At 29.2% G+C, this 24,799-nt stretch carries 18 protein-coding genes; 16 read left to right on the top strand and 2 right to left on the bottom strand.

Annotated features, from left to right (window positions below; genetic code table 11):
* The first annotated feature begins 411 nt into the window (after positions 1-411).
* The 14 genes from LGK97_RS09480 (at position 412) to LGK97_RS09415 (ending at position 19,257) form a co-directional block, all read left to right on the top strand.
* On the top strand, positions 412-1,356 hold the full coding sequence (locus tag LGK97_RS09480; RefSeq protein WP_226259524.1) for an NAD-dependent epimerase/dehydratase family protein: 945 nt from the start codon (positions 412-414) through the stop codon (positions 1,354-1,356).
* A 37-nt stretch (positions 1,357-1,393) separates the two neighbouring features.
* Positions 1,394-2,443, top strand: a complete 1,050-nt coding sequence (locus LGK97_RS09475) for a mannose-1-phosphate guanylyltransferase (RefSeq protein ID WP_226259523.1) — start codon at positions 1,394-1,396, stop codon at positions 2,441-2,443.
* A 20-nt stretch (positions 2,444-2,463) separates the two neighbouring features.
* A complete protein-coding gene (gene gmd, locus LGK97_RS09470; protein ID WP_226259522.1) occupies positions 2,464-3,546 on the top strand; it encodes a GDP-mannose 4,6-dehydratase in 1,083 nt (360 codons plus the stop codon).
* 84 nt (positions 3,547-3,630) lie between these two features.
* Positions 3,631-4,560: a GDP-L-fucose synthase gene (fcl, locus tag LGK97_RS09465; RefSeq protein ID WP_226259521.1), complete on the top strand. Its 930-nt coding sequence runs from the start codon at positions 3,631-3,633 to the stop codon at positions 4,558-4,560.
* 112 nt (positions 4,561-4,672) lie between these two features.
* Complete coding sequence (locus LGK97_RS09460; RefSeq protein WP_226259520.1) at positions 4,673-5,923, top strand: glycosyltransferase family 4 protein; 1,251 nt, start codon at positions 4,673-4,675, stop codon at positions 5,921-5,923.
* Positions 5,924-6,964: 1,041 nt separating this feature from the next.
* On the top strand, positions 6,965-8,104 hold the full coding sequence (locus tag LGK97_RS09455; RefSeq protein WP_226259519.1) for a polysaccharide pyruvyl transferase family protein: 1,140 nt from the start codon (positions 6,965-6,967) through the stop codon (positions 8,102-8,104).
* The gene (locus LGK97_RS09450; protein WP_226259518.1) at positions 8,079-9,287 is read left to right on the top strand and encodes a Coenzyme F420 hydrogenase/dehydrogenase, beta subunit C-terminal domain; all 1,209 of its coding nucleotides are present in this window, start codon (positions 8,079-8,081) and stop codon (positions 9,285-9,287) included. The genes LGK97_RS09455 and LGK97_RS09450 overlap by 26 nt, the downstream gene beginning before the upstream one ends.
* Positions 9,284-10,393: a glycosyltransferase gene (locus LGK97_RS09445; RefSeq protein WP_226259517.1), complete on the top strand. Its 1,110-nt coding sequence runs from the start codon at positions 9,284-9,286 to the stop codon at positions 10,391-10,393. The genes LGK97_RS09450 and LGK97_RS09445 overlap by 4 nt, the downstream gene beginning before the upstream one ends.
* Positions 10,394-10,492: 99 nt before the next feature.
* Positions 10,493-11,722, top strand: coding sequence for a hypothetical protein (locus tag LGK97_RS09440; protein WP_226259516.1), 1,230 nt, complete (start codon positions 10,493-10,495; stop codon positions 11,720-11,722).
* A 43-nt stretch (positions 11,723-11,765) separates the two neighbouring features.
* The gene (locus LGK97_RS09435) at positions 11,766-12,875 is read left to right on the top strand and encodes a glycosyltransferase family 4 protein (protein WP_226259515.1); all 1,110 of its coding nucleotides are present in this window, start codon (positions 11,766-11,768) and stop codon (positions 12,873-12,875) included.
* Between the two features lie 25 nt (positions 12,876-12,900).
* Positions 12,901-14,013 carry a glycosyltransferase gene (locus tag LGK97_RS09430; protein ID WP_226259514.1) on the top strand — a complete coding sequence of 371 codons (1,113 nt, stop codon included), beginning with the start codon at positions 12,901-12,903 and terminating at the stop codon, positions 14,011-14,013.
* Between the two features lie 145 nt (positions 14,014-14,158).
* A complete protein-coding gene (locus LGK97_RS09425) occupies positions 14,159-15,154 on the top strand; it encodes a polysaccharide deacetylase family protein (protein WP_226259513.1) in 996 nt (331 codons plus the stop codon).
* A gap of 71 nt (positions 15,155-15,225) precedes the next feature.
* Positions 15,226-16,782 (top strand): murein biosynthesis integral membrane protein MurJ, encoded by a 1,557-nt coding sequence (gene murJ / locus LGK97_RS09420; RefSeq protein ID WP_226259512.1) that lies wholly within the window; start codon positions 15,226-15,228, stop codon positions 16,780-16,782.
* 1,056 nt (positions 16,783-17,838) lie between these two features.
* Positions 17,839-19,257 (top strand): polysaccharide biosynthesis tyrosine autokinase, encoded by a 1,419-nt coding sequence (locus tag LGK97_RS09415; RefSeq protein WP_226259511.1) that lies wholly within the window; start codon positions 17,839-17,841, stop codon positions 19,255-19,257.
* A gap of 1,002 nt (positions 19,258-20,259) precedes the next feature.
* Here LGK97_RS09415 and LGK97_RS09410 read toward each other — a convergent pair.
* Together LGK97_RS09410 and LGK97_RS09405 are read right to left on the bottom strand one after the other, a co-directional pair.
* Positions 20,260-22,278: a right-handed parallel beta-helix repeat-containing protein gene (locus LGK97_RS09410; protein ID WP_226259510.1), complete on the bottom strand. Its 2,019-nt coding sequence runs from the start codon at positions 22,276-22,278 to the stop codon at positions 20,260-20,262.
* Between the two features lie 266 nt (positions 22,279-22,544).
* Positions 22,545-22,682: a hypothetical protein gene (locus LGK97_RS09405; RefSeq protein WP_226259509.1), complete on the bottom strand. Its 138-nt coding sequence runs from the start codon at positions 22,680-22,682 to the stop codon at positions 22,545-22,547.
* A 321-nt stretch (positions 22,683-23,003) separates the two neighbouring features.
* On the opposite strand from LGK97_RS09405, the gene LGK97_RS09400 reads away from it, so the two are divergent.
* Positions 23,004-23,495 (top strand): VanZ family protein, encoded by a 492-nt coding sequence (locus LGK97_RS09400; RefSeq protein WP_226259508.1) that lies wholly within the window; start codon positions 23,004-23,006, stop codon positions 23,493-23,495.
* Between the two features lie 203 nt (positions 23,496-23,698).
* On the top strand, positions 23,699-24,739 hold the full coding sequence (locus LGK97_RS09395) for an LCP family protein (protein ID WP_226259507.1): 1,041 nt from the start codon (positions 23,699-23,701) through the stop codon (positions 24,737-24,739).
* The last annotated feature ends 60 nt before the right edge of the window (positions 24,740-24,799 follow it).

The following is a 24,799-nucleotide window of genomic DNA, read 5'->3' as shown; positions in this document are numbered from 1 at the left end:
TCATTTTTTTGAAAGTAAAAGCATATTAGGTTGACAGGTGCAGAATAATGAAGGGCTCGAATGCAGCACTTTAAAGAGATATATTAAGTAAATAAAGTTATCGCAAGGATATTACATTTATTTAAATAAAATACTTAATATGGTAAAAGAATAAGGGATTTGATGCAAAGTGGAGTATATGGTTATTAATGCACTAAATTGGGTGATTTTAAACTTGTAAATAAATTTCTAAGGTTATATAATGAAACACAGGATATTACACAAAATGTAAAATAAGATATAAAATGATATATAAGAGAATCAGAGGTTGTAACTTGTAAGATTAGTTGGAAATTTACAATATTAAATTCTGAATTTCGCTACACAATTTAGGAATTTAAATTTGATTAATTAGTAGAGGAGTAATCATAGATGAGAGTATTAGTGACAGGGGGAGCAGGATTTATAGCTTCACATATAGTGGATGAGTTAATTGATTTAAATCATGATGTATGTATAATAGATAATTTATCTAGTGGAAGTAGAAAAAATATAAATACGGAAGCTAGATTCTATAAATGTGATATAAAAGAAGTGGATAAATTGAAGTTGATTTTTGAAGTGGAGCGCCCAGAAGTAGTAATACATCATGCAGCACAAATAGATGTGCAAACTTCATTTGAAAAGCCAGCTTTTGATGCAGAGAGCAACATAGTTGGAACTATTAATATATTAGAATGTTGCAGAGAGTTTGGAATAAGAAAAATAATATATCCATCCTCAGCAGCAGTATATGGAGATCCAAAGTATCTTCCGGTGGATGAAGATCATCTATCTAATCCAATATCCTTTTATGGGATTTCAAAACATACTCCAGAGCATTATATAAAAACTTATGCACTGATATATGGTCTTAAATACACTATATTTAGATATTCCAATGTCTATGGTATAAGGCAAGATCCTAAAGGTGAGGGTGGCGTGGTTTCAATATTTGTAGATAAGTTACTAAACAATGAGACTGCTTTTATATTTGGAGATGGTAAGCAAACAAGAGATTTTATCTACGTTAAAGATATAGTTAAGGCTAATATGCTTGCACTATGCAAAGGTGATAATGAACTATTGAATATAAGCACAGGTAGGCCAATCACAGTTAATGAACTATTTAAAGTTATGAAATGTGCTGCCAAAAGCAAAGTAGATGTGTTATATAAAGAAGCAAGAAAAGGAGATATACTTCATAGTTATTTGGATAATAAAAGGGCTAAGGAAGAGTTAGGTTGGGAAGCAGAGTATGCGATAGCGGACGGCATTGTGGAAACAATGCAGTACTATATGGAATTATCAAAGGCAAATATAGAGGCTACAGCTTAGGTGGAAATAAACTGATTTTGATAAAGGAGGGTAATGTATGCTATGTGCATTGATAATGGCAGGTGGAAAAGGCACAAGATTTTGGCCCTTGTCTACGGAAGAAAAGCCAAAACAATTTCTAAAGTTACTTAGCGAAGATACAATGATTCAAATAAGCGTGAAAAGGCTACAAAAGCTTATTCCTATAGAGAGAATATTTATAGTGACAGGCAAGAGATATGTGGATCTTGTTAGAGAGCAGTTACCTAACTTACCACATAGAAACATTATCATGGAGCCAGTAGGTAAGAATACGGCACCCTGTATAGCACTTTCAGCCTTTCATATTAATAAAATATATGGAGATGCTACCATAGCAGTATTACCTTCAGATCACCTCATTAATGATGAAGAAAGTTTCTTAGAAGTACTAAGTTCTGCTGATGAATTTGTAGATAAGAATAAGGATGCAATAGTTACAATAGGAATGAAACCAGATAGGCCGGAAACTGGCTATGGATATATAAACTACAGTCACATGAATTGTGTAATAAACGGATATGAGATACGGCATGTAAAGAAGTTTGTTGAAAAACCGAATTTGCATAAAGCAAAAGAATATTTGGAAGATGGAAACTACTTGTGGAATGGTGGAATGTTTATTTGGAAGGCAGCTAATATATTAAGACTTACAAGACAGTATTTGATAAATACTTTTGAAGTGTTAAGCGAAATAGCCGCTACCTGCGAAGAAGATTACCATAGGGTACTAGAAGAAAAATATAAAAATGTTGATAGTGTATCTGTAGATTTTGGGATAATGGAAAAAGCAAAAAATATCTATGTTGTTCCAGGCGACTTTGGATGGGACGATGTGGGTAGCTGGGGGTCTATAGAGAGATATAGTAAGAAAGATTGCGATAATAATGTTTGCATGGGGCAAGTAAGGAATTTTGATTGTAAAAATAACATTATTATTAGTAATGGAAAACCTATAGTTATATCGGGGCTTGAGGATATATTTGTGGTGGAAAGTGACGACATGATATTTGTTGGAAAAAAGGGTGAAATGGAGAGTATAAGAGAGCTTAAAGATAGAATTAGTTAATATTAAGGGGTGTAGTTTAAATGAAAAAGGCATTAATAACTGGAATAACAGGACAAGATGGGTCTTACCTAACAGAATTATTATTAGAGAAAGGTTATGAAGTACATGGGATTATAAGAAGAGCAAGTAGTTTTAATACAAAACGAATAGACCATTTGTTTGAAAATCCTGAGATAGGAAATAAAAGATTATTCCTTCATCATGGAGACTTAACGGATTCAAGTAATTTGAATAGATTAATAGAAAAAATCAAACCAGATGAAATATATAATCTAGGAGCTCAAAGTCATGTTCAGGTTTCATTTGAAGTACCAGAATATACTGCAGAAACAGATGGTATAGGTACACTAAGGTTATTGGATGCCATAAAAGAAAGTGGGCTTAAATGTAAGTTTTATCAGGCTTCAACTTCAGAACTTTTCGGAGGTCTTCCTGGTAGTGCACCACAGAGCGAAAGTACACCTTTTTATCCAAAGAGCCCTTATGGAGTAGCAAAGTTATATTCTTATTGGATAACTGTAAATTACAGAGAGGCCTATGATTTGTTTGCTTGTAACGGTATATTATTTAACCACGAATCTCCTAGGCGAGGAGAAACATTTGTTACAAGAAAAATAACAAGGGCAGTGGCAAGCATTATGGCAGGAAAACAGGAAAAGTTATCTCTTGGCAATATGGATGCAAAAAGAGATTGGGGCTTTGCAGGTGATTATGTTGAAGCTATGTGGCTATTGATGCAACAACATAAGCCACAAGACTATGTTATTGCAACAAATGAAACTCATACTGTTAGAGAATTTGTGGAATTAGCATTTAAAGAAGTTGGCATTGATATAGTGTGGCAAGGCACTGGAGCCTCTGAAAAAGGATACCACAGAGAAACTGGAAGAGAATTAGTGGATATTAACCCAAGATACTTTAGACCAGCAGAGGTAGAGCTACTTTGGGGAGATTCTTCTAAAGCTGAAAAAGAATTAAAGTGGGAAAGAAAAGTAGATTTTAAAGGCTTAGTAAAAATGATGGTAGATGGGGATATGATGGAGATTGCAGGAATTAGTTCGGAAGATTTTATTACACAAGCAGAAGCGGCTACTACCAAATAGCCGAAAGCGGCTACAACTAAGTAGCTGAAGGTTCCTACTACTAGGTGGCAGAAAGCTGCTATAACAAAATAAGGATGTGGGGTTGTGAACAAGGGCAGTAAAATTTATGTAGCTGGACATAGAGGTCTTGTGGGCTGTGCTATAGTCCGAAATCTTGAAGTTAAAGGATATACCAATATAATAGGAAAAACACATAACGAATTAGATTTAACTAATCAACAACAGGTTAGAAATTTTTTTGAAAAGGAAAAACCGGAGTATGTATTTCTAGCAGCAGCTAAAGTTGGCGGTATACACGCTAACAATACATACCCAGCTGATTTTATATATGAGAATTTAGAAATACAAAATAATGTTATAAAGGCAGCACATGATTTTAAGGTTGAAAAATTATTATTTTTAGGAAGCTCATGTATATATCCCAAAATGTGTGCTCAACCAATTAAAGAAGAGTATTTACTTTCAGGATATTTAGAGCCAACTAATGAAGCTTATGCTTTAGCTAAAATAGCAGGTCTAAAAATGTGTCAATTCTTTAAAAGACAATATGGAGATAATTTTATAAGCTGTATGCCCACTAATCTTTATGGAACTAATGATAATTTTGATTTGAATAATTCACATGTTATGCCGGCACTTATTAGGAAATTTCATGAGGCTAAGATGAATAATGACTCAGTTGTAGAAGTTTGGGGTAGTGGTAAGCCGCTTAGAGAGTTTCTATACGTGGACGACATGGCGGATGCTTGTGTGTTTTTGATGGAGAATTATGATGGGGAAGAGCATGTTAATGTTGGGACAGGGAAGGAAATCTCGATAAAAGAGTTAGCAGAGATGGTTAAGGGGGTTGTGGGGTTTGAGGGAGAGATTAGCTTTAATAGTGAGAAGGCGGATGGGACGATGAGGAAGTTATTGGATGTCAGTAAATTTGAGGATACTGGATGGAGGTATAGGGTTGAATTAGAAGATGGGGTTAAGATATCTTATGAGTGGTTCAAGAAAAATTATAAGTAGTTAGTTTGAATTAGGGAAAATGATGAGATATAAAATCAGAACATCAGTAAAATATGAAAATCATTAAATTAATATATAAGAATTTTAACTTTGAATAAAGGAGTGAGTGAATTTGCAAAATAAAAAGAATATATTAATTTATGCTCATTATTTTTATCCGGATTTAGCTTCCACAGGTCAGATATTAACTGAGCTATGCGAAGGGTTGCAGGCTGACTTTAATATAACTGTTATATGTGTAGTTCCTAGTTATGAAGGAAAAGTAGGTGAAAACTATAAAAACCACCGTGTTTATAAGGAAAAGTACCAAGATATAAATGTAGTTAGAGTTAGGGTACCAGAGTTTGACAAGAAAAATAAACTAAGTAGAGAAAGGAACATAATAGCATATTTTTTCAATGCTTTATTTGCTACACTTGTAGTAGGAAAACAAGACTTAGTGTTCAGTATTTCACAACCTCCGATATTGGGTGGCATACTTGGTGTTTTAGGTAAATTTATTAAAAGTGCTAGATTAGTTTATAACATTCAGGATTTTAATCCAGAACAAACTGAAGTTATAGGTTATGCAAAGAATAAATTACTTTTAAATTTTGTAAGAGCTCTGGATAAGTTCAGCTGTAGGGCATCTGATACAGTAATTGTAGTAGGTAGAGATATGCAAGATACTCTTAATAAAAGATTTAAAGGAAGAAATATGCCTAAAAGCGTGGTAATAAATAATTGGATTGATGAGAAGCAGATTTATCCGCTTGAAGATAATCACCCGGAAGTATTAGAATTTAAAGAGAAATATAAGTTATCAGATAAGTTTGTGTTTATGTACTCGGGTAATATCGGTCTTTATTATGACCTTGAAAATATCATTAAGGTTATTGGGAAATTTAAGGATAGATGTGATGTGGTGTTTGCTTTTGTGGGAGACGGTTCTGTAAAACAGACGTTGATTGATTATGTTGATTTAAATGGGCTAAGCAACGTAAGGTTTATACCCTATCAAAGAAAAGAGGATTTAATTTATTCTTTGAATGTAGCAGATGTACATATTGTGTCCAATGCGAAGGGGATAAAGGGGATTTCTGTGCCTAGTAAGGTTTATGGAATTATGGCAGCAGGGAAAGCCGTACTTGGCATTTTAGAAGAGCACTCTGAAGTTAGGCTAATTATAGAAAGTACTAAATGTGGAGTTTGCTGTGAACCTGGCGATTATGAAGAACTGCATAAATTGTTGTATAGTATTATTAAAAATAGAAAAACAATAAAAGATAAAGGAGTCCTTGGAAGAGTTTATCTAGAAGAAAACCTGAAAAAGGAACTATCTGTTTTAAAATATAAACAGTCAATTCATGGTATATTGGGGTAAGCATGGAGAAGGTAATAGAATAAGGCGAGTTTAAAAAAAATTAAATATGAAAATGAATTGATATTAAGTAATGTTATTCCAGGGTTTATAATAAAATTTTTAGATGTTTTATCTGATTTAGGAATTGGTAATGGATTGCGTAATTATCTTTGTAAGGTAATTGTTGAAAAAAAGAAGAGGCGGTATAGAAATGCATCTCGTCAGCATATATTTCTATTGGTTTACTATGCAATATTGTGATATTTTTTATTATTTCATCATTTGATAATTTCATGGAACAAAGTTCTAAATGTATCAGAAAATATTATAAGCAAGATTATTTTACAGAAATGCATTCAAATTTTACTAATTGTTGCAATGGTTCAGTTTGTTTTGTAAGTAGTAACATCCGTAACAACCATTACTATGGCTACATAAGACTTTTATTCCAAATCTTTTAGCTTTAATATCTAATATTCTGTTATTGAAACATATGATTGTATCTACACCAAAAGATAATGCAACAAATTTAGTCACTATATCAATAGTTCATGTGTTAGCTATTAATTTGCCCCTTATTGGTTTGATATTAGTGTTAAGTCCTATTTGGTCAGCTATTATACAAAAATATGCTAAAAAAGAATTTCATTGGATATTAAATGTACAATATAAGCTATATAAATTGCTTATATTTGCTTTGTTAGCAGAGTTGGTCATTATAATTTTATCAAGGTATATAGTAATAATATGGATGGGAGGCGGTTTTCATATAGTACCACTACATTTGATAATTAGTATTGCAATATCAGATTTTCTAGTAATATTATAGAATATAATTGCAGTTATTACAAATGGTACAAATAAGCTCAAACTTCAGATTCAATTATTAATGTTCTATTAGCTTATTGTATTATTATAGTTATTCGAGATGCCTCAGCAATTGTTATTGCTAATATTATACCACTATTACCATTTTGTTTAATGGGTGGAGTAAGTATTGAAAAGCAATTGGAAATTGAACTTCTTAGCAAATGAAATAATCAATTATATGAAGGAGGAATTATGAATATTGGGATTGTTACATTTCATTGTCCAATAAATTATGGTGCAATTTTACAAGCTAAAGCATTAACATTAGTATTAGAAAAAATGGGATATAAATGTGAAATTATAAACTACAGGTTAGAGGATGATTTCAAAAGTCACACAAGTATTTTTGAAAAAAACGCTAACTTGAGGTCAGTGATAAAAAATATAATTAGGTTGTTTTATTATAAAGATCTTAGTACAAAAATAGAGAGGTTTAAATATTTTTATGAAAATTATTTACCAGTTACTAAAAAAATATATAAATCATTTTCAGAATTAAATAAAGAAAAGTTTAAGTATGATATATATATTTGTGGAAGCGATCAAATTTGGAGACCAATTAAAGATAAGTTTATAGACAAGGCTTTTTATCTTGGATTTTCATCCGCATCGAGGGGAATAAAAATATCTTACGCTCCAAGCTTTGGGACAAATACTTTCCCCAAAGAATTACAGAAGGAAGTTAAAGAACTTTTAATGGATTTCAAAGCAATATCGGTCAGAGAAAAAAGTGGAGTTAATATATTGGGGAGAATAGTAAACACAGAAATAAAACAAGTTATAGATCCAACATTGTTAATATCAAAAGAGGAATGGTTAAATTATAGTAATAGGGAGTTATTACCTTCAAAAGATTATATAGTAGTTTATGCATTGGAAAAGAATGATTTACTTAATGAATGTATATTAAAACTAAAAGAACTTACCAATTATAAAATACTACTAATCTCTGTAGATGGAATGAAAAGAGTAAAATACTATGATGAAGTATATTATAATATAGGCCCATCAGAGTTTATAAGTCTTATAAATGGAGCTAACATGGTATTAACAAATTCTTTTCATGGAACGGCATTCTCAATAATTTTCGAAAAATTGTTTATATCAGTTCCACATTCTTCAACTAATTCAAGAGTATTGGATCTACTTAGCAGCATTGGGATAGAAGACCGTCAGATTAAATCCTCAAAGGAGATCGATTTGCGACTGATGAAAATGGATTATAGGAAGATAAAACACAGTTTAAATGAATTAATAAATAATTCATTAGAGTATTTAACAAATGCGCTTAGAATTGAGGAGAAAAATGAAGAAATTGATCGAAGTAGTTAAAAAAGGACGTTGCTATGGTTGTAGCGCATGCTATAATATTTGCCCTGAAAGGTGTATAAAAATGGAACAGGATAATGAAGGTTTTTTTGTGCCTTCGGTAAATAAGCTGGAATGTATCAACTGCAATCTATGCGAGGATGTTTGTATAGCTATAAATCCAAGTATATATAGTAGTCAATATCAGATTAAAAGCGCATATGCAGGGTGGACAAAAGATGCTACTATTCGTTACAACAGTTCATCGGGTGGAATCTACTCTGAAATTGCCAAAGTTATTTTGGAATATGGCGGAAACGTATATGGTGTGGTTTTTGACAAAGAGACAAAAAAGGTGCGATATTCATCAAGTGATGTATGTTCGTTTGATTTACAGAGGAAATCGAAATATGTTGAAGCAGAATTACTTGATACTTATAACGGGGTAAAGAAAGATTTGTTGAATGGTAGGAACGTACTATTTTCTGGTACTCCTTGTTACGTGAGTGGTTTAAAGAAGTACTTGGGTGCTGAATATGGTAATCTAATAACATGCGATTTTATCTGCCATGGACGACCGCCACAGGAATTATTCCTTAAGCACTTGAATTATTTAGAGTCTACATATAAGTCGAAAATTAAATATGTTGATTTTAGATCCAAAAGATTGGGATGGGGTAGACTGCAGAACTTTGAGGTAGGATTTAGCAGTAGTAAAGTAAAACGGTTCCATATCTGTAGCGATTTCTATTATTCGGCATTTGAAAATGCTATTTCATTAAGACAAAGTTGTATGAGATGTCAATATGCAAATAATACGCATCATTCTGATATTACCTTAGCGGACTATTGGGAGCACATGAAAAAAAAGGAAGTTAAGAATGATCATAGAGGAATTTCTTTAGCAATATGTAATACTACTAAAGGCGAGCATATGATATATGAATTAAAAAATAGAATTCAATTATATGTTATAACAGAAAAAGAATACAACTATGTTTTTCATGAACGAAATGACTATAACTACAATCTATCTAATAGAAGAGACTTCTTTGATGATTTTGCAAAAAATAAATATGAAGATAATGTAAATAAATTTTATGAAAATTTAAAAAGAAAAGTAAAAATTACTTTGTATTTAAAAAACTTATTAATAAAACTATTAATTTTTTTAATACCAATTAAGAAACAGAGGGATAGGATATGAAAAAAATTCTTGTTTGTTCTGCTACAATTCCAGAAAAAATTGAAGAACAAGTCACATATAATTCTTCAGCAGCAAATCGATTTATCTATAATATAACAAAAAATGTAGGTGATTATACAGTTAATTACTTTTCATATTTAAGTTATTCTACAAGTGAAGAAGAAAAAAACATAATTTTAAAGAGTATTGAAGAAGAAGACAATTATCAAATTTTCTTTAAATGCAAACACTTATTCCAGTGTATAAGAGTAGTATTATCATTATTAAACGCTATTAAGTCGTCAGATATAATTATTGTTTATAATATGAATTATATATTTTGGATAGTTTCATTTTTATCAAAATTATTAAAAAAAAGAAGTGCTGTTATTATTGCAGATTTTACTGAGCCTAAAGAGATTAAAAATTTGATTAGAAGGATGTATCAAAAATTAAATTGGCTTTTTATGAATAAGTTTAAAAAAATTATAGTATTATCTGCGGAGCTAAAAGATAGAGTAGGAAATTGTCTTTTATTTGAAGGAGCCGTGGATTCGTATGTATATAATAGCATAACTGAGCCTCGGGTGGGCAATAAATTAGTCTGTTATTATGGTGGAGTGCTTGAGTATGTTACTGGAATCGATAAATTACTAGATGTTTTTGATAAAATTCACAAATATAATATACATTTTGTAATTTCTGGAAAAGGAACACTAGCCAGTAGAGTATATGAATATGATAAAAAATATTCTAATTTTGAATATATAGGATATGTGCCCTTTAATATGTATATTGAGCAATTGAATAAAGCTAACATATTATTAAATCCAAGGAATATGGACATGCCACAGAATAAAAATAACTTTCCAAGTAAGTTTTTTGACTACTTAGCTACAGGTAGAATTATTATTAGTACAAAGTTTCCTGGGTATAATGAATATCTACATAATGCAATATTTGTGGACAGTAATATAAATTTAATTTCTGATGCATTAATTGAGAGCCTAAATATTACACCTAAAGAAATTTATAATCAATTTAATATAAATAGAGCTAAGGCCGGTAATTATTGCTGGAATATAAGAGTGAAAATGATTATTAATTATATTATGAAAGATTATTAAGAAAAGGATATTTTCGTAGTAGATAGATTATATTTATTTGTTTATTTGAATGCAGAATGTTAAGTATTAAAAATATAGACTTAATAGCAAGGAGATTATATGAAAAAGATGTATTATTCCCACAAATTTGCAGTTTTAAGTATATCCTTATTATTAATTATTTCTTCAGGTGAAATAATATATGAACGTTATTATAGCGCAGCTTCCATAATATTTTTGTTGATAGTATTGAGTATCACTATTATCGAAAAAAAATATAAACATATAACTATTGTCCCTACCATTTATCTATTTTATTTATTAATAGTATTAATAATAAACATTATTATTAATAATGAAGTTTATATAAATAATTATATAGGTGTTTTTATAAAACTATTAACTGTTTATTTATTTTGCATAATAGTAAAGTTTAATGAATTTAAGGAATCATACACAAAAATAATATATATATTGTGTATTATATCGTTGATATTTTATTTCGTTGGTATATTTTATTCATCTTTTGTTTATTTACTTCCAGAAATAAAATATGGTTCAATAGATCAGTATTATAAATATGCGATTATACATTCATTTAGGTGCGAACATATCTTCTTAATGTATGATGATTTTAGTAAAAATAGCTCTATATTCTGGGAGCCAGGAGCTTATCAATTTTTTTTAAATTTAGCACTTTATTTTGAAATAAATAAAAATAAAAAATCTATGATTAGAATTCTGGTATATATAGCTGGTATAATTAGTACATTTTCTACAACAGGGCTATTTACTTTGTTTATTATTTTATTATTTAATATAAGAATTGGCAAGAAAATTCAAATGAAAAAAGTATTTGTAATGTTTTTAATTTTAATATTAATAAATACATGTGTATATAAAAATATGGATGATTATTTCAACAAATTCAAACAAGGAAATAACTCCTATATTTCTTATGAAAGTCGTCTCACAAATACAAAAGAAGATTTAGATATTTTATTAAAATATCCGCTGGGTGTAGGGTATACAAATTACTTTAAATATAATATAGGGGGATCAGAAAATTCAGTTACTTCATTGTCTAGTATGTATGGTTTATTATATGCATTTCCAATGTTTTTTGGTATTTTTTTATTAGCTTTTAGAATGAAGTTTTCGTATACACAGTTTATTGTATTTCCATTGCTAATTTTTCTTAGTTGTTTATCAGAAAAATTCTTTTTTACACCAATCATAATGTATTTATCAATATTGCCTTTTTTTAGAAACAATTTTATAGATGAAGGACAAGTAGACAAAAATAAGCTGACTGATAAATATAATTATAAAGTGAACAATTATGATTGATATAACTTAATAAACAAATAATACATTTTGAGGAGAAATTATAATGAATATAGCTATTGTAACAAATATAAGAGCGCCTTATAGAAAATTACAAATTGAAGAATTTGCACAAAATAATCAATACAACATAAATGTATATTATACAAATTCAGGTTATGAAGATAGGAATTGGAATGTGCCGCCGATTAATAATGTGAAAGAAATATATTTAAAAAAAATATTAAGTTTTGGTAAGTATGGATTTTTGAATAAAGGCTTATTAGATATTATTCATCATAACGACACTATACTAATTGGTGGATACGAGATGCCTTCCTATATTATATTAATGTTATTATGCAAGCGATATAATAAAAAGTCTGTTTTACTATTTGATGGGGTAAGTGTTGATAAAATAAGAATAAAGAAATTTAACTTGTTACAGTTTTTTAAAAGAAATATAATAAAAGGATTTGACTATTATTTTGCAAATGGGGAAGTAAGTAAGAAATATTTTATTGAAATATATAATGTTAAAGATTATAAAGTATATAATCAATTTTTATCAGTTGATGGTTCAGTTATAAAAGTACATAAAATGATAGAAAATGAAAAGGTTAAATATAGGCTAAAAAATTGTATAGATAATAATGAAAGGGTAATCGTGTATAGTGGTAGGCTAATTAGCATAAAAAGAGTAGATTTAATCATTAAGGCTATATCATTGTTAGATAGAAAAGAACATTATAGGGTGGTAATACTTGGAGATGGGGTTGAAAAATACAATTTATTAGAATTAGCAAAAATTAAAAATATAAAAGTAGATGTAATGGGTTTTACATCTGATCAGGAAGAGTTATTTATTAGATATAATTTAGGCGATTTGCTAATACTTCCTTCTGACGTTGAACCGTGGGGATTGGTGGTTAATGAAGCAATGGCTGCAGATCTACCAGTTATAGTTTCAGATATTTGTGGATGTAGTTTAGATTTAATTCATGAAGGTGTGAATGGATATACATTTAAAAAGGGCAATGAAATTGATTTAAGTAATAAAATAAGAATGATTTTTGAAAATGATTACAAGAAAATGGGAAAAAGATCTGGAGAGATAATTGAAAGATGGACATTCAGTCATTCTAAAAAAAATTTTGAAAAGATAGTTAAACTATAAAATCCAATGTAATGTAGGAGGAAATATGAAAGCAATTATTGTAAACTCAACATTTGCAACAAAAGGTGGAGCAAGAACTATTTTAGATCAATTTATTAAAAATGCCAGCAAATACAATAATACCAAGATACCCATATTCATTTTCGTTCCAAATAATTATAAAAAAGAGTCTCTCAACAATATTTTTACCATAAATATGAATTATAAAGGTTGGTTAAAAAGATTCTATTGGGAAACATTTGGATTAAATACATGGATAACTAAACAACATATAGAACCAATATTATATATTTCGCTCCAAAACAATGGTCTTTTTTATAAGAAGAAAATAAAAAATATAAGACAAATAATATATTATCACCAGGGAATACCTTTTGATAATAGTATTAAATGGAGTTTTTTCAAAAAGACAGAATCTAGAATGTGGATATATAGATACATATATCCATTATTTATAAGGGCATCTGCAAGGAAAAATAAAGATATCTTTATCGTCCAAACGAATTGGATGAAAGATGAAATGAAAAAACATAGGTTATTCAAAAAAATTAATATACAAATTTATAAACCTGATTTACCTCAGTGTAAGTTAAAAGAAAAATATTCGTTTAAAAAAAAGGATAAGTATGTATTATTTTATCCTGCATTTGATTATAAATATAAAAATCATATTCTTTTAGTAAATTTAATTAAAGAAATTGAAAATAGGAATAGTATATTGTGTAATAAAATAGAAATTGTAGTAACTTTAGATAATGATTCAACATCCTTTGAGTTTGTAAAAGAAAATTCATTTGAAGATTATTTTAATTTTGTTGGTTCATTAACAAATGAAGAAGTATTTGAAATGTATTATAAGGCTGATGCTTTAATATTCCCAAGTTTATTAGAGTCTTTCGGACTACCATTATTAGAAGCAGCTCAAATTGGCTTACCGATTTTATCAATTAACAAATCTTATGCTCGTGAAGTTCTATATGGATATGATGGAGTTTTTTTTGCTAATATGAACAAGGTTAGTGATTGGGTGGATAAACTCGAAGATATGATAAGTATAAAAAAAATATATGAAAATTTCTCTCCAAAATATGATTCTGGATGGAAGGAATTCTTTAATTTAATAAATGAACAAACATAGAATTAAAATTTTAAATACTTTGAGAAAAAATAAAATGAAATAATTTAACATTTACAATGTCACTAGTAAGGAATTATTAACCTGGAGAATTTTATCAGTCCAATACTTATGTTATTAAAATTTTATATAAAGCAAGGGAGATTTTATGAATAGTTATATTAAAGAAGTGATTACATGTACATCTTCATTTATCTTAACATTTGAATCAATTTTAAATAAGGTTTTTAAAAATAATTGTACATTATTATATTTGCATATGTATCCAAATAATCATGGGAAGTTTGATGAAGTTAATATAAGAAAAAATATTAAATATTTAAAAGAAAATTGTAATGTTGTGCCTTTAGATCATATGTTTAATATGGTTTATAATAATTGTAATATACCTAATAGAACAGTAGCAGTTACTGTAGATGATGCAAAACAGTCATTTTACAAATATGGATATCCAATATTAAAAGAGTTCGATATACCATTTACACTTGGAATAATTCCTGGTCTTATAGAGAGTGATGAAAGGAACTATCTCATTTCTAAATTAATGAGAATAGCAGGTCACAAATTTTATTTAGATCATGAAAAAATGTTATATCTTATAGGCGATTGGTTTGAATTTAAAGAGTTAAGAAGGGCTATTTCTTTTAATGATGTTTTCGATAGAATCAAGTATTTAAGTGACGAGAGTATTAAAGAACTAATTAAGTATATGAGAATACCAGATGAAGATTTTATTTCATGGGAAATACTAAAAAATATTCAGTTAAATAAAAATGTAAGATTTGCATGTCATACAATGTCGCATCCTTTATTAGAATTATCAAGAGGAGATTGGTTACATTGGGAGCTAGCGGAATCGAAGGCTTTGATAGATGATAACTTAAAAATTAATGTAGATACCTTTATACTACCTTATGGTAATTTTGAGAACTATTCGCCAGAATTGAATAATGAGTTAGTAAAATTGGGATACGAATATGCTTTATATACTGAAAGGGGCGCAATATCAACAATTACAAATAAGCTGAAAATTCCAAGGATGAATGGAGAAGTTAAACCCAATTTATTTAAGGTATATACAAGTTCTAGCCTATGTAGAGCTATATTTGGAACTAAATTCGTAAGGAGAAGCAAGCATAAGTAATAATTTTAATTTTGTGTATGCGGTACATTGATTGAAGTACAGCAATTTAAGGAGTTCAAAGAGGAGGAATCATGACTCAGAAAAATTTAATTAAATCAACCGGAATAGTAATTGTAATAACAATTATCAGTAAAATATTTGGACTATTACGAGATGCTACTATTGCATCAACTTTTGGGGCTACATTAAGTACAGATGCATACACAATGTCAATGACTATACCAGATTTATTATTTGGTGTTATTGGGGCGGCAATTGCTACTACATTTATACCTGCTTTGAGCGAAAGTTATAAGAACGGTGGACGGAAAGATATGTATGAGTTTGCCAACTCTATAATTAACTTACTATTTATAATGTCTATAGTGATCTTTATCTTTGGATGGATATATGCACCAAGCATTGTACATATAATAGCTCCAAAGTTTATAGGTGAAAAGTATAATCTTACTGTTGAACTTACACGACTAAGTGTGCTTAATATTTTATTTATGAGTACCACTGCAGGGTACATTTCAATGTTACATACACTGAATAAATTTACAGCATCGACTTTGACTGGGTTTGTTGTAAGTATACCAATAATCATTTATAATTTATTAGGTGCTAAATCCGGAATATATGGTCTTGTAATCGTGACCTTAATTGGGTTTGGGCTTCAAATATTTATTCAAATACCTTGCCTTTTAAAGAATGGGTACAAGTATAGATTTAAAATTAATATTAATGATTCAAGAATAAAGAAGATGCTTACGTTAATTATACCGGTACTTATTGGCACTGGAGTGAATCAGATAAATACACTTGTAGATAGGATAATGGCTTCTGGTCTTCCGGATGGAAGTATTGTCTCCATGGATTTTGCCATAAAAATAAGTACTCTTGTATATGGTACTTTTGCATTGCCAATTATTACTGTGATATATCCTACTTTATCTATAGATGGAACGAGTAAGGATTTTGAATCATTTAAAGCACATATTTCAAAAGCCATAAATAATATAAATCTGATTATGATACCATCTGCTGTAGGACTTATGATTTTGCGATCTACGGTTATAAGTGTTATTTTCAAGCATGGTGCATTTGATAATAGTGCAGTTAGTATGACATCCATACCACTATTGTATCTTGTTTTCGGTATGGTATTTTATGGTATAAGAGATGTGTGCAATAGATCATTCTATGCCTTAAAGGACACAAAAACTCCTATGATTAATGGCATATTGGGGCTATGTACCTGCATAGGTATGAATATTATTATGGTGCCAATAATGGGCATTGGCGGTCTCGCAATTTCGAATGTATCTGCTGCCATAGTAAGTTCGACTTTACTTATAATAAATTTGAGAAGAAAGCTCGGTGGGATTAATGAAAAAGAAATTTTGGATAGTGGTTCTAGAATTATAGTTTCTTCTATTATAATGGGATTAGCAATATATGTGGTTAGCAAATCATTAGCCTATTTAGGTACAAATTTTAAGGGTAATTCAATAATTCTTATCTGTTCAATTTCTATTGGAGCGGGTGTATATTTTATTATGCTGAGTCTTTTAAATGTTAAAGAGTATAAAATTATTGTAGGGATCACCAAAAGAAAGATTAAGACCATAATAAACTTAGGATAAGGTTATGATTATACGATATTGATTTTCATAATCGCTCAGTTATTTTCTAGCCGAAAAGGTGCATATATTTATGTAGGTGAGGGTGCTATATTAGAGTTTGGAAGTGGATATATTATGGATAATGTTCATATTCTTAAAAGGTGTTAAGATTTAAGACGGGGCAATTATCGCGGCAGGTTCCATTTTTGTTAATGATGTACCTTAAAATTGTTTAGTCAGGGCGTATCTGCAAAGATATTAAAAAAAATTATTTGAGAATATACTATCTTAATTTTTATAGCTGATTTAGTATTAGTGCATGCTTAGTTCCACAAAATGGACATGCCAAACTCCCTATATTAAGCGTTCTAATATGTTCATCAAAATATTTATCTTATTTTCAAAAGAAACTTATTTAAAGCATTTGCATAATTGTGAAAATAATCTTATCAAAATAAGTAGTTGTAAGAGCTATCGCTCTTATTTTAAGGAAAGAATTTTTGCTTTGGACGGTTTGGGGTTCTTCCTTTTCATTTCTCTAGTTTTAATAATAAGCATAAAATAAGCTCCTGATGATGTCAAGTCATTAGGAGCTTATTTTATGCTTATTAAAAAAGTAATTAATCACTAAATAATTATTAGTATTATAGTTATAATTTTACTTAGAAATTCAGTTTCATAAAGCTATATTTTGACGCACTACAACTTATCTAGAAAATTTCAAACTCAGCAAGACATTGAAATTACATCTACGGTTCATGAACAACTAAAGTGATGAATTGAGTGAAAATGAGAGATGCGAAGCGAGATGCAAATGTTATATTCTATAATATATGTAAAACTTGATCCTCTAAAGTGAATTTATAATCTCCTGAAGTATCAAAAACTGGAACGTTATTTTGGTATATAACTGGCTCAATGCATAAAGTATAATAATTAAAACAAAATAATTGAAATTTAGAAAGCAATATATTTTGGTTCAAATAATAAACTTATATAAAACTAAGCTTGACAAAAAAGCCTGTAAACAATACAATACATATGTGTAATAAAATTACAATTAGATGGAGGAATATTATGAAAGAAGAAAACTATATAGAACTGAAGGATCTTTTTAATATAATCAGAAAGAGGATTATTCTTATGTTATTAATAACAATTTCGTTAACACTAGCTGTTGGAATTTTAAGTTTTTACGGAATTAAGCCGTTATATGAGGCTAAATGTACAATCATTGTTGGGAAAGATAGTACAGATAAGATTACCCAAAGTGAAGTAATAATGTATCAGGATTTAATAAAGACCTATATTCAAATTGCAAAGTCAAGGGTGGTAGCTGAAAATGCTGCTGAAAGGTTAAATCTAGGGTTGCTTGCAGAAGAATTTATGTCAAATGCATATATCACACCTGAAGCGGATACTCAGATAATAAATATAGCTTACAAGGGCGAAACTCCAGAAATAGCTGCAGAAAGAGCAAATGCCTTAACTAAATCATTTGTTGAAGAGTCCCAAAAATTATTACCTTCAGGAAGTACAAAAATAATGGACAAGGCATTAGTTCCTGTGACTCCTATAACTCCTAATAAGAAATTAAATATCGCTATGGGATTTTTGATAGGTTTAATGTTATCATTTGGAGTAGTTTTATTAATTGAATATTTAAATAGCACAATTAAAAATGAGGATGATGTACAAAGATATTTAAACCTACCGGTGATAGGGTTAATTCCAAAACAAAATAAAATGGTCAATCTTATTGTAAAAAAGGATCCTGAGTCTTTAGTTACAGAAGCCTTTAAATCCATACGAACGAATTTGTTGTTTTCAATGATAAATAGAGGCGTAAAGACCCTAATGATTTGTAGCTCAGTCCCTAAAGATGGTAAAACTTTAGTTTCCACAAATATTGCTTCCACCATAGCACAAACAGGAAAAAGGATTTTACTTATTGATTGTGATCTTAGGAGACCTTGTGTACATAGACACTTTAATATTACTAATAATGAAAATGGTCTAGTGGATGTAGTTTTACAGGGAAGAAAAGTGGAGGAAGTTTTAATAAGAATTGACGATAATCTTGATGTACTAACTGCTGGAATAGCTAATTACAACCCATCGGAGTTATTATCATCTCTGAAAATGAAGGATTTTATTAAGGATATGGAAAAGAAGTATGATTACGTATTTCTAGATACTCCGCCACTAATTGCATTTACAGATGCTCTTACCTTGGTTACTGAGAAAATTGGAGTAATATTAGTAATAAGTTCTGAGGAATCAAAAATAGAAATTTGTAGAAAATCAAAACAACTACTATTAAACATTAATGCTACAATAATTGGAACTGTATTAAATAAAGTAGACAAGAGGTCATTTATAGGCTATGGATATGATTACTATTCTAATGATAAAGAGAAGAGATGTAAATTAAAAAATAAAGATAAAAGAAAAAAACGAAATAATAACGAGAAGCCGAATGATATAAATATTTAGTTACTAAAAATAAAAGAAAACTCTAAATATCTAGACAAACAATAAAAACTATTGGGATGGTGATAGTTTAGCATCGGTGTGAAGGTATGAAGTAACTTGGGTTAAGATATTAGATAAAATGATATCAATAAATAAACTGAACTCTAAAAACTACAAATGCAAGCTTTAAAACAAGTATATATTGAAAAATGAGGAAAAGTAGAAAAAGGACCTTTTAGTATTCCAACAATGATAGATAGGGAAATGCAGGTTCGCAATTTACTAGCATTTGATCCTATTTCAGAAACCGAAGCCGACAAAATATCCTTCTGATTCAGAAAGGGCTATAGTGGGCATGATGCCATTTCTCATATCTTTAATCTTCTTAATAAGAAAAATTCTGTAGCCTGTATACTTGAGGGCGATATAAGAAGCTTTAGTCATGTACCGTTCTTAGGCGAGGAGGAGGCATATAATGCCTTTGACTTAGTTGAAATATCTTTGTAGGGTATTCTAGAAGTAACTTTTTAGTTTGTATACCAAAATTAAAAGGTATTGATGGGTTGAATCAATACCTTTTCAAATCCTGTTTAAAGTAAGGTTTAGCACTTATATTCTAGATAAATGAATATTTAGAATGTTACAAAACCGGACTCAAATCCTTATTTGAGAATATGGTATACTGTTGGTGGAGATTTTGTAAGAACTGAAAGACAAAGGACAGTGATTTTAGTTATGCTCACAAATATGCAGTTATTAGGGGTAAGATAGTTTCAAACTTCTACGGTATACTGAGAGAAACCCACAGCGGATGGCTAATGCACTGAAAAAATAATGGGAAGTGTATGGTATTAGGTTGGAGATATAAGTGTAACTTTAGATCAACTCCTTAAACATATTTATGAAGATAAAGTCCTGTTTAAAATGCGCTAATTTTTCAGCTGAATAAAGCATTTAATAGGAAATGTGAAGAGAATAAGCTAGAGTTATTATATCAATTATAAAAGTATACAACTAACTACATCATTTTTTTCCAATATTCTCAAAAGGAATATTTTTAAAATCTTTAATTTCTTTAAATATTATAGAGTTTTTACTCAATCTAAAGTCCATTTCAGACAAATTTATGAACCCAGGATTTACATCATAGTAAATATTATTTTTAGCATTGCCGTACTTAATAACAGAGTCACAAATTGATGGCATCTTAGTTTGATAAAGTATATTATTCCTAATGATATTATTAATGGGAATTCCAGGATTGCCATCCTTTAGTAAGTCTTTAAGTTCAGGATATTTATTAGTCCAAATCTTACTTTTATATGGAACTTTCTTTAAGTTTGTGTACAATTGATCTTCATCTAAATTCTGAGCTAATCCTCTTTCATCAAAGTCAATAGAATTCTTGCAATCCACAATAATATTGTTTACTATAATATTATCCCTTCCACCCCCGATGAGAATTGGATTTTTAACTTTACAAAATACATTTCCATAAATTAATGCACTACTCATGCAATCATCTAAATAGACCCCAGACACATTAAAATCACCAATATTATTATCAATGTTATGCAAATAATTATATCTTATTATGTTTCCTCTAAATGTCCAATCTCTGCCGGCATATATAGCTCCAACATCATCTGTTTCATTTGCTACATTATATATTTCATTATACTCTAGCAAATGATCATTACCAGAAAATAAAATTGCTGTATGGGGGGCATCGTGAATACTGTTGTGAGAAGCGCTTACGCCAACTCCAGAAATATCAATCGCTGCGCTATAGGTTTTCTTTATTCTTGAATAATTATATATTTCATTATTTAAGGCATAGTTATTACAGGAAGTAAGAGTGTCCCTATTCCCTCCATTAACAACTAGACCACCTGTTCCAGTATTATAAATTTTACAGTTTTCCACTCCGTTGTTTATTCCACCATTTATAGAGATAGCATTTTGTGAAATATTTCTTATTACACAATTTTTAATTTTATTATTTCTTCCATCTTCAATTACAATGGAAGTACCTCTGCTATTTTCGAAGATAATACCTTCAATAGTTATATTTGATACATCCTTCATTCTTATAAAAGGTTCAGTAAGCTCTGATAATTGTATTTTTGAATTTTCAATAGGGGCATCCGGAAGAAAGTATAAAAGCTTCTTTTCATAATCTATATAATATTCTCCTGCCTTATCAAGTTCTTCTAATATATTAAAAAAATAAAATCTCTGATCTTCTTTTATTCCATAAGGTAACTTATCAGTAGAGGTGATAATTCTATTAAAGACATCAATAGTTGAAACTTTAATAGTAGAATCGCTCCAATTATGAAACCAATAACCATTCATCCATATGCTTTTATCTTTATTCCAAAGTAAAGGTTCATATCCATTATATTTAAAAGAAATTATAGGGTCATTGGTCTTCTTAATAATTTGCCCTGTAGAAACAAATTCATCATTTGGATATCGAGCTATGGTCATTGGATTATTATTACAAAACAACTCAGGAGCATTATTTATATTATCTTTACTACTATTAAAATTTGTAGGATATTTGGACAAATCGGCAACGAGAATATTTTTAGCTACTTGTTTATCTACAAAATTAGCAAGTATATTTTTATCATTAAGGGGTTTGAAATCAGTGCCTTCTAGGTTGTAACCTCCAATAAAAAACACTTTTTCATTTTTATAAGCTTTGTAGTTTATGGATAATTCTTCGTTTTTGCAATCGATTTTTTCTAGGGTAAAGCTTTTACTTATAAAATAGTTCCCCCCACGGAGAAAAACAGTTATATTTTTATGTGTTGCTTTATTTTGCATAATCTTTATTATGGCATCATTTGCTGCTTCCAAGGTTTTGAAAGGGTGAGATTTACTTCCGTTGCTAGTATCAGCACCGTAAGTTGACACATAAAAACTAATGGTAGAATTAGATTTATAAAATATATAAATTGATGAGCTAAGCAGTGTTACTATTAAAATAAATATGAAAAAGTTAGCAAATTTTTCTTTGAAGTGGACTTTCATAAATAATCAAGCTCCTAGTTTTGAATTTGTCTTATAATAATATATTAAAAACGGGATTAGTTTAGGCTAAATTTGAGTTCAATAAATTATTTGCATATTAGAAGATCATGATTAAGTTATTGAAACTATACTTGATAAAAATATATGAATTATGAAATGAAAGTAAGTTAAATGATAATAATAGAAGAGGAATAAACATAAGTAAATTATATAGGAGTTAAGAATTGTTTTAATATAATCGGAAAATGAGTACAATTAATTTTACATTATAAATTATTATTTTCAGTTTTATTATCTTGTATATCAGGCATAGGGGGTGTCTTTTTACCAGATGCTTTCATTAAACCTAAAAGCATAAAGTAACTTATAATTATAATGATTGCAATTAGTAAAAATTTTATCATAGAGTACATCTCCCTCTTTATAGGTAACTAAGGTCAGATTCATATGTAAACCTAGAAATAAAGGTTTATAAGCAAATATAATGTTTAATGTATTAATTTAAACTATGGTACGAATAGAAATTAAATAAAGGACTAAGTTTGAGTATATTCCTTGTATATATAAATTATAAGTATATATATTACATAAGTCAACACATATGGAAGTATATACACATGGCAGATGAGATATAAATCATAACTCTAGGGTTATAATTAAAATAGAAGTATAATAACATTAGTCTTATATTTTAAAAATAGCAAAGAAAAGCATAGGAGAAATTTATGAAAAATTTTTTAAAAGGAAAAACAATAATTATAGGGTTACTCTGTGTTGCATGGCTTGCAGTAATTTTTTATAATGGAACTAGGCAAGGAGAAGTATCCCAAAAGAGCAGTAAAGAGATTGTGAAGGTAATAAGTAGGTTTATAAATATTTCACCAGCTACTATGGAGAGAGCTAGTATTAAATTTAGTAATGCAAACTATTATGTAAGAAAGAATGCACACTTTTTTCAATACTTAATTCTTAGCATATTGATTTGTTCTGTAGCAAGACAGCTTAAGTTATGTAAAAGTACGCAGATATTTTTAGTGCTATTTCTTCTTTTATTTTTTTCAGTAGCAGATGAATTTATTCAAGGATATATACCAGGTCGAACTTCAAATGTTTTTGATATTATAATTGATTTTAGCGGTGGAGTTTTAGGAATGTTAATATTTAGTTTCAAAATAAGAAGTAGAAAAAGATATCTCAAGACAGAAAGATATTTTTAAAGTAAATTTTTATAAAAATTAAATTGGGAATTATAAATGAGAAATACCGAGTAGATAGTTTTAATAACTATTTACTCGGTATTTTTTTTATCCATAACTACTAAAAAGAAGTATAAGAAACATCATGTTTGGCATAATATGGATAAGGGTATTATGATTTGCGTTGATATATATTAGCAATAACGGAGGTGAGAGTATAAAAAATGAAACTAAGCACAAAACTTATTTTAAGTACAGTAATCATTATTATACTAACTTTTATTGGATCATTTAGTTACACCTTTTATCAATTTAGCAAAATAGAAACTGTAAACATATCAAAAACTGATGAGTATTTGGGGATTAAACCTAGGCTACCTTTAAAAGTGAATAAATTACCTTTAGTAGATAGTGAAGAGCTTGTAGAAATTAATGAGGTGGAATTAGAAAACAAGGATATAATTAATATCGCTTTTTTTGGTTTAGATAGAAGGGACAAGAATGAACCAAGTCGCTCGGATTGTATAATGATACTTTCTATAGATGAAAAACATAATAAGATTAAAATATCCTCCATTATGAGAGATACCTATGTGAAAATAAAGGATCATGGTGAAACAAAAATCAACCATGCCTACGCTTACGGTGGACCACAGCTTGCTATAAGGACTATTAATGAAAATTTTAATTTAAACATTAGGGATTACGTGGCTGTTGATTTCTTTAATTGCGAAAAACTAATTGATGCTATTGGTGGAGTAACTATTGACATAACTGAGGAGGAAATAAGTTTGATAAATGGTTATATGAACGAAGTTGCTAAAATTGAGGGGAAATTAGTACCTACAGTTACAAAGGCCGGAAGCCAAAACTTAAACGGACTGCAAGCAGTTGCATATTCAAGAATACGTTATACTGAGGGTGGAGATTTTGTGAGAACAGAAAGGCAAAGAACTGTGTTAACAGCAATGCTTACAAAGATGCAATCGCTAAAAGTAACAGAAGTTCCATCTGCTGTTTCTAATCTTTTGCCGTTTACTGAAACAAGCATGAAAAGTATGGACATTGTAAAGCTCGGTATAAATGTGATTACTGCAAAGAAAATGACATTAGAGCAGCAGAGATTTCCATTGGATGGATTCTGCCAGGGTAAGATCATGGATGGAGTGTGGTATTTGTTTGCCGATACGGAGACTACTACAGAGCAGCTTCATAAATTTATTTATGAAGACATAAAGCCTGTATCTAAAGATCCACTATTTTAAAAAATATAATACTAGATGTGGTGCCACTCAAGTGGCAAGTTTTTTAATTTAAATTACAAA

It is taken from the genome of Clostridium sp. CS001 (genome assembly GCF_020443565.1).
GTDB lineage: Bacteria > Bacillota > Clostridia > Clostridiales > Clostridiaceae > Clostridium_AD.
This window is presented reverse-complemented; position numbering and strand designations above follow the sequence as displayed.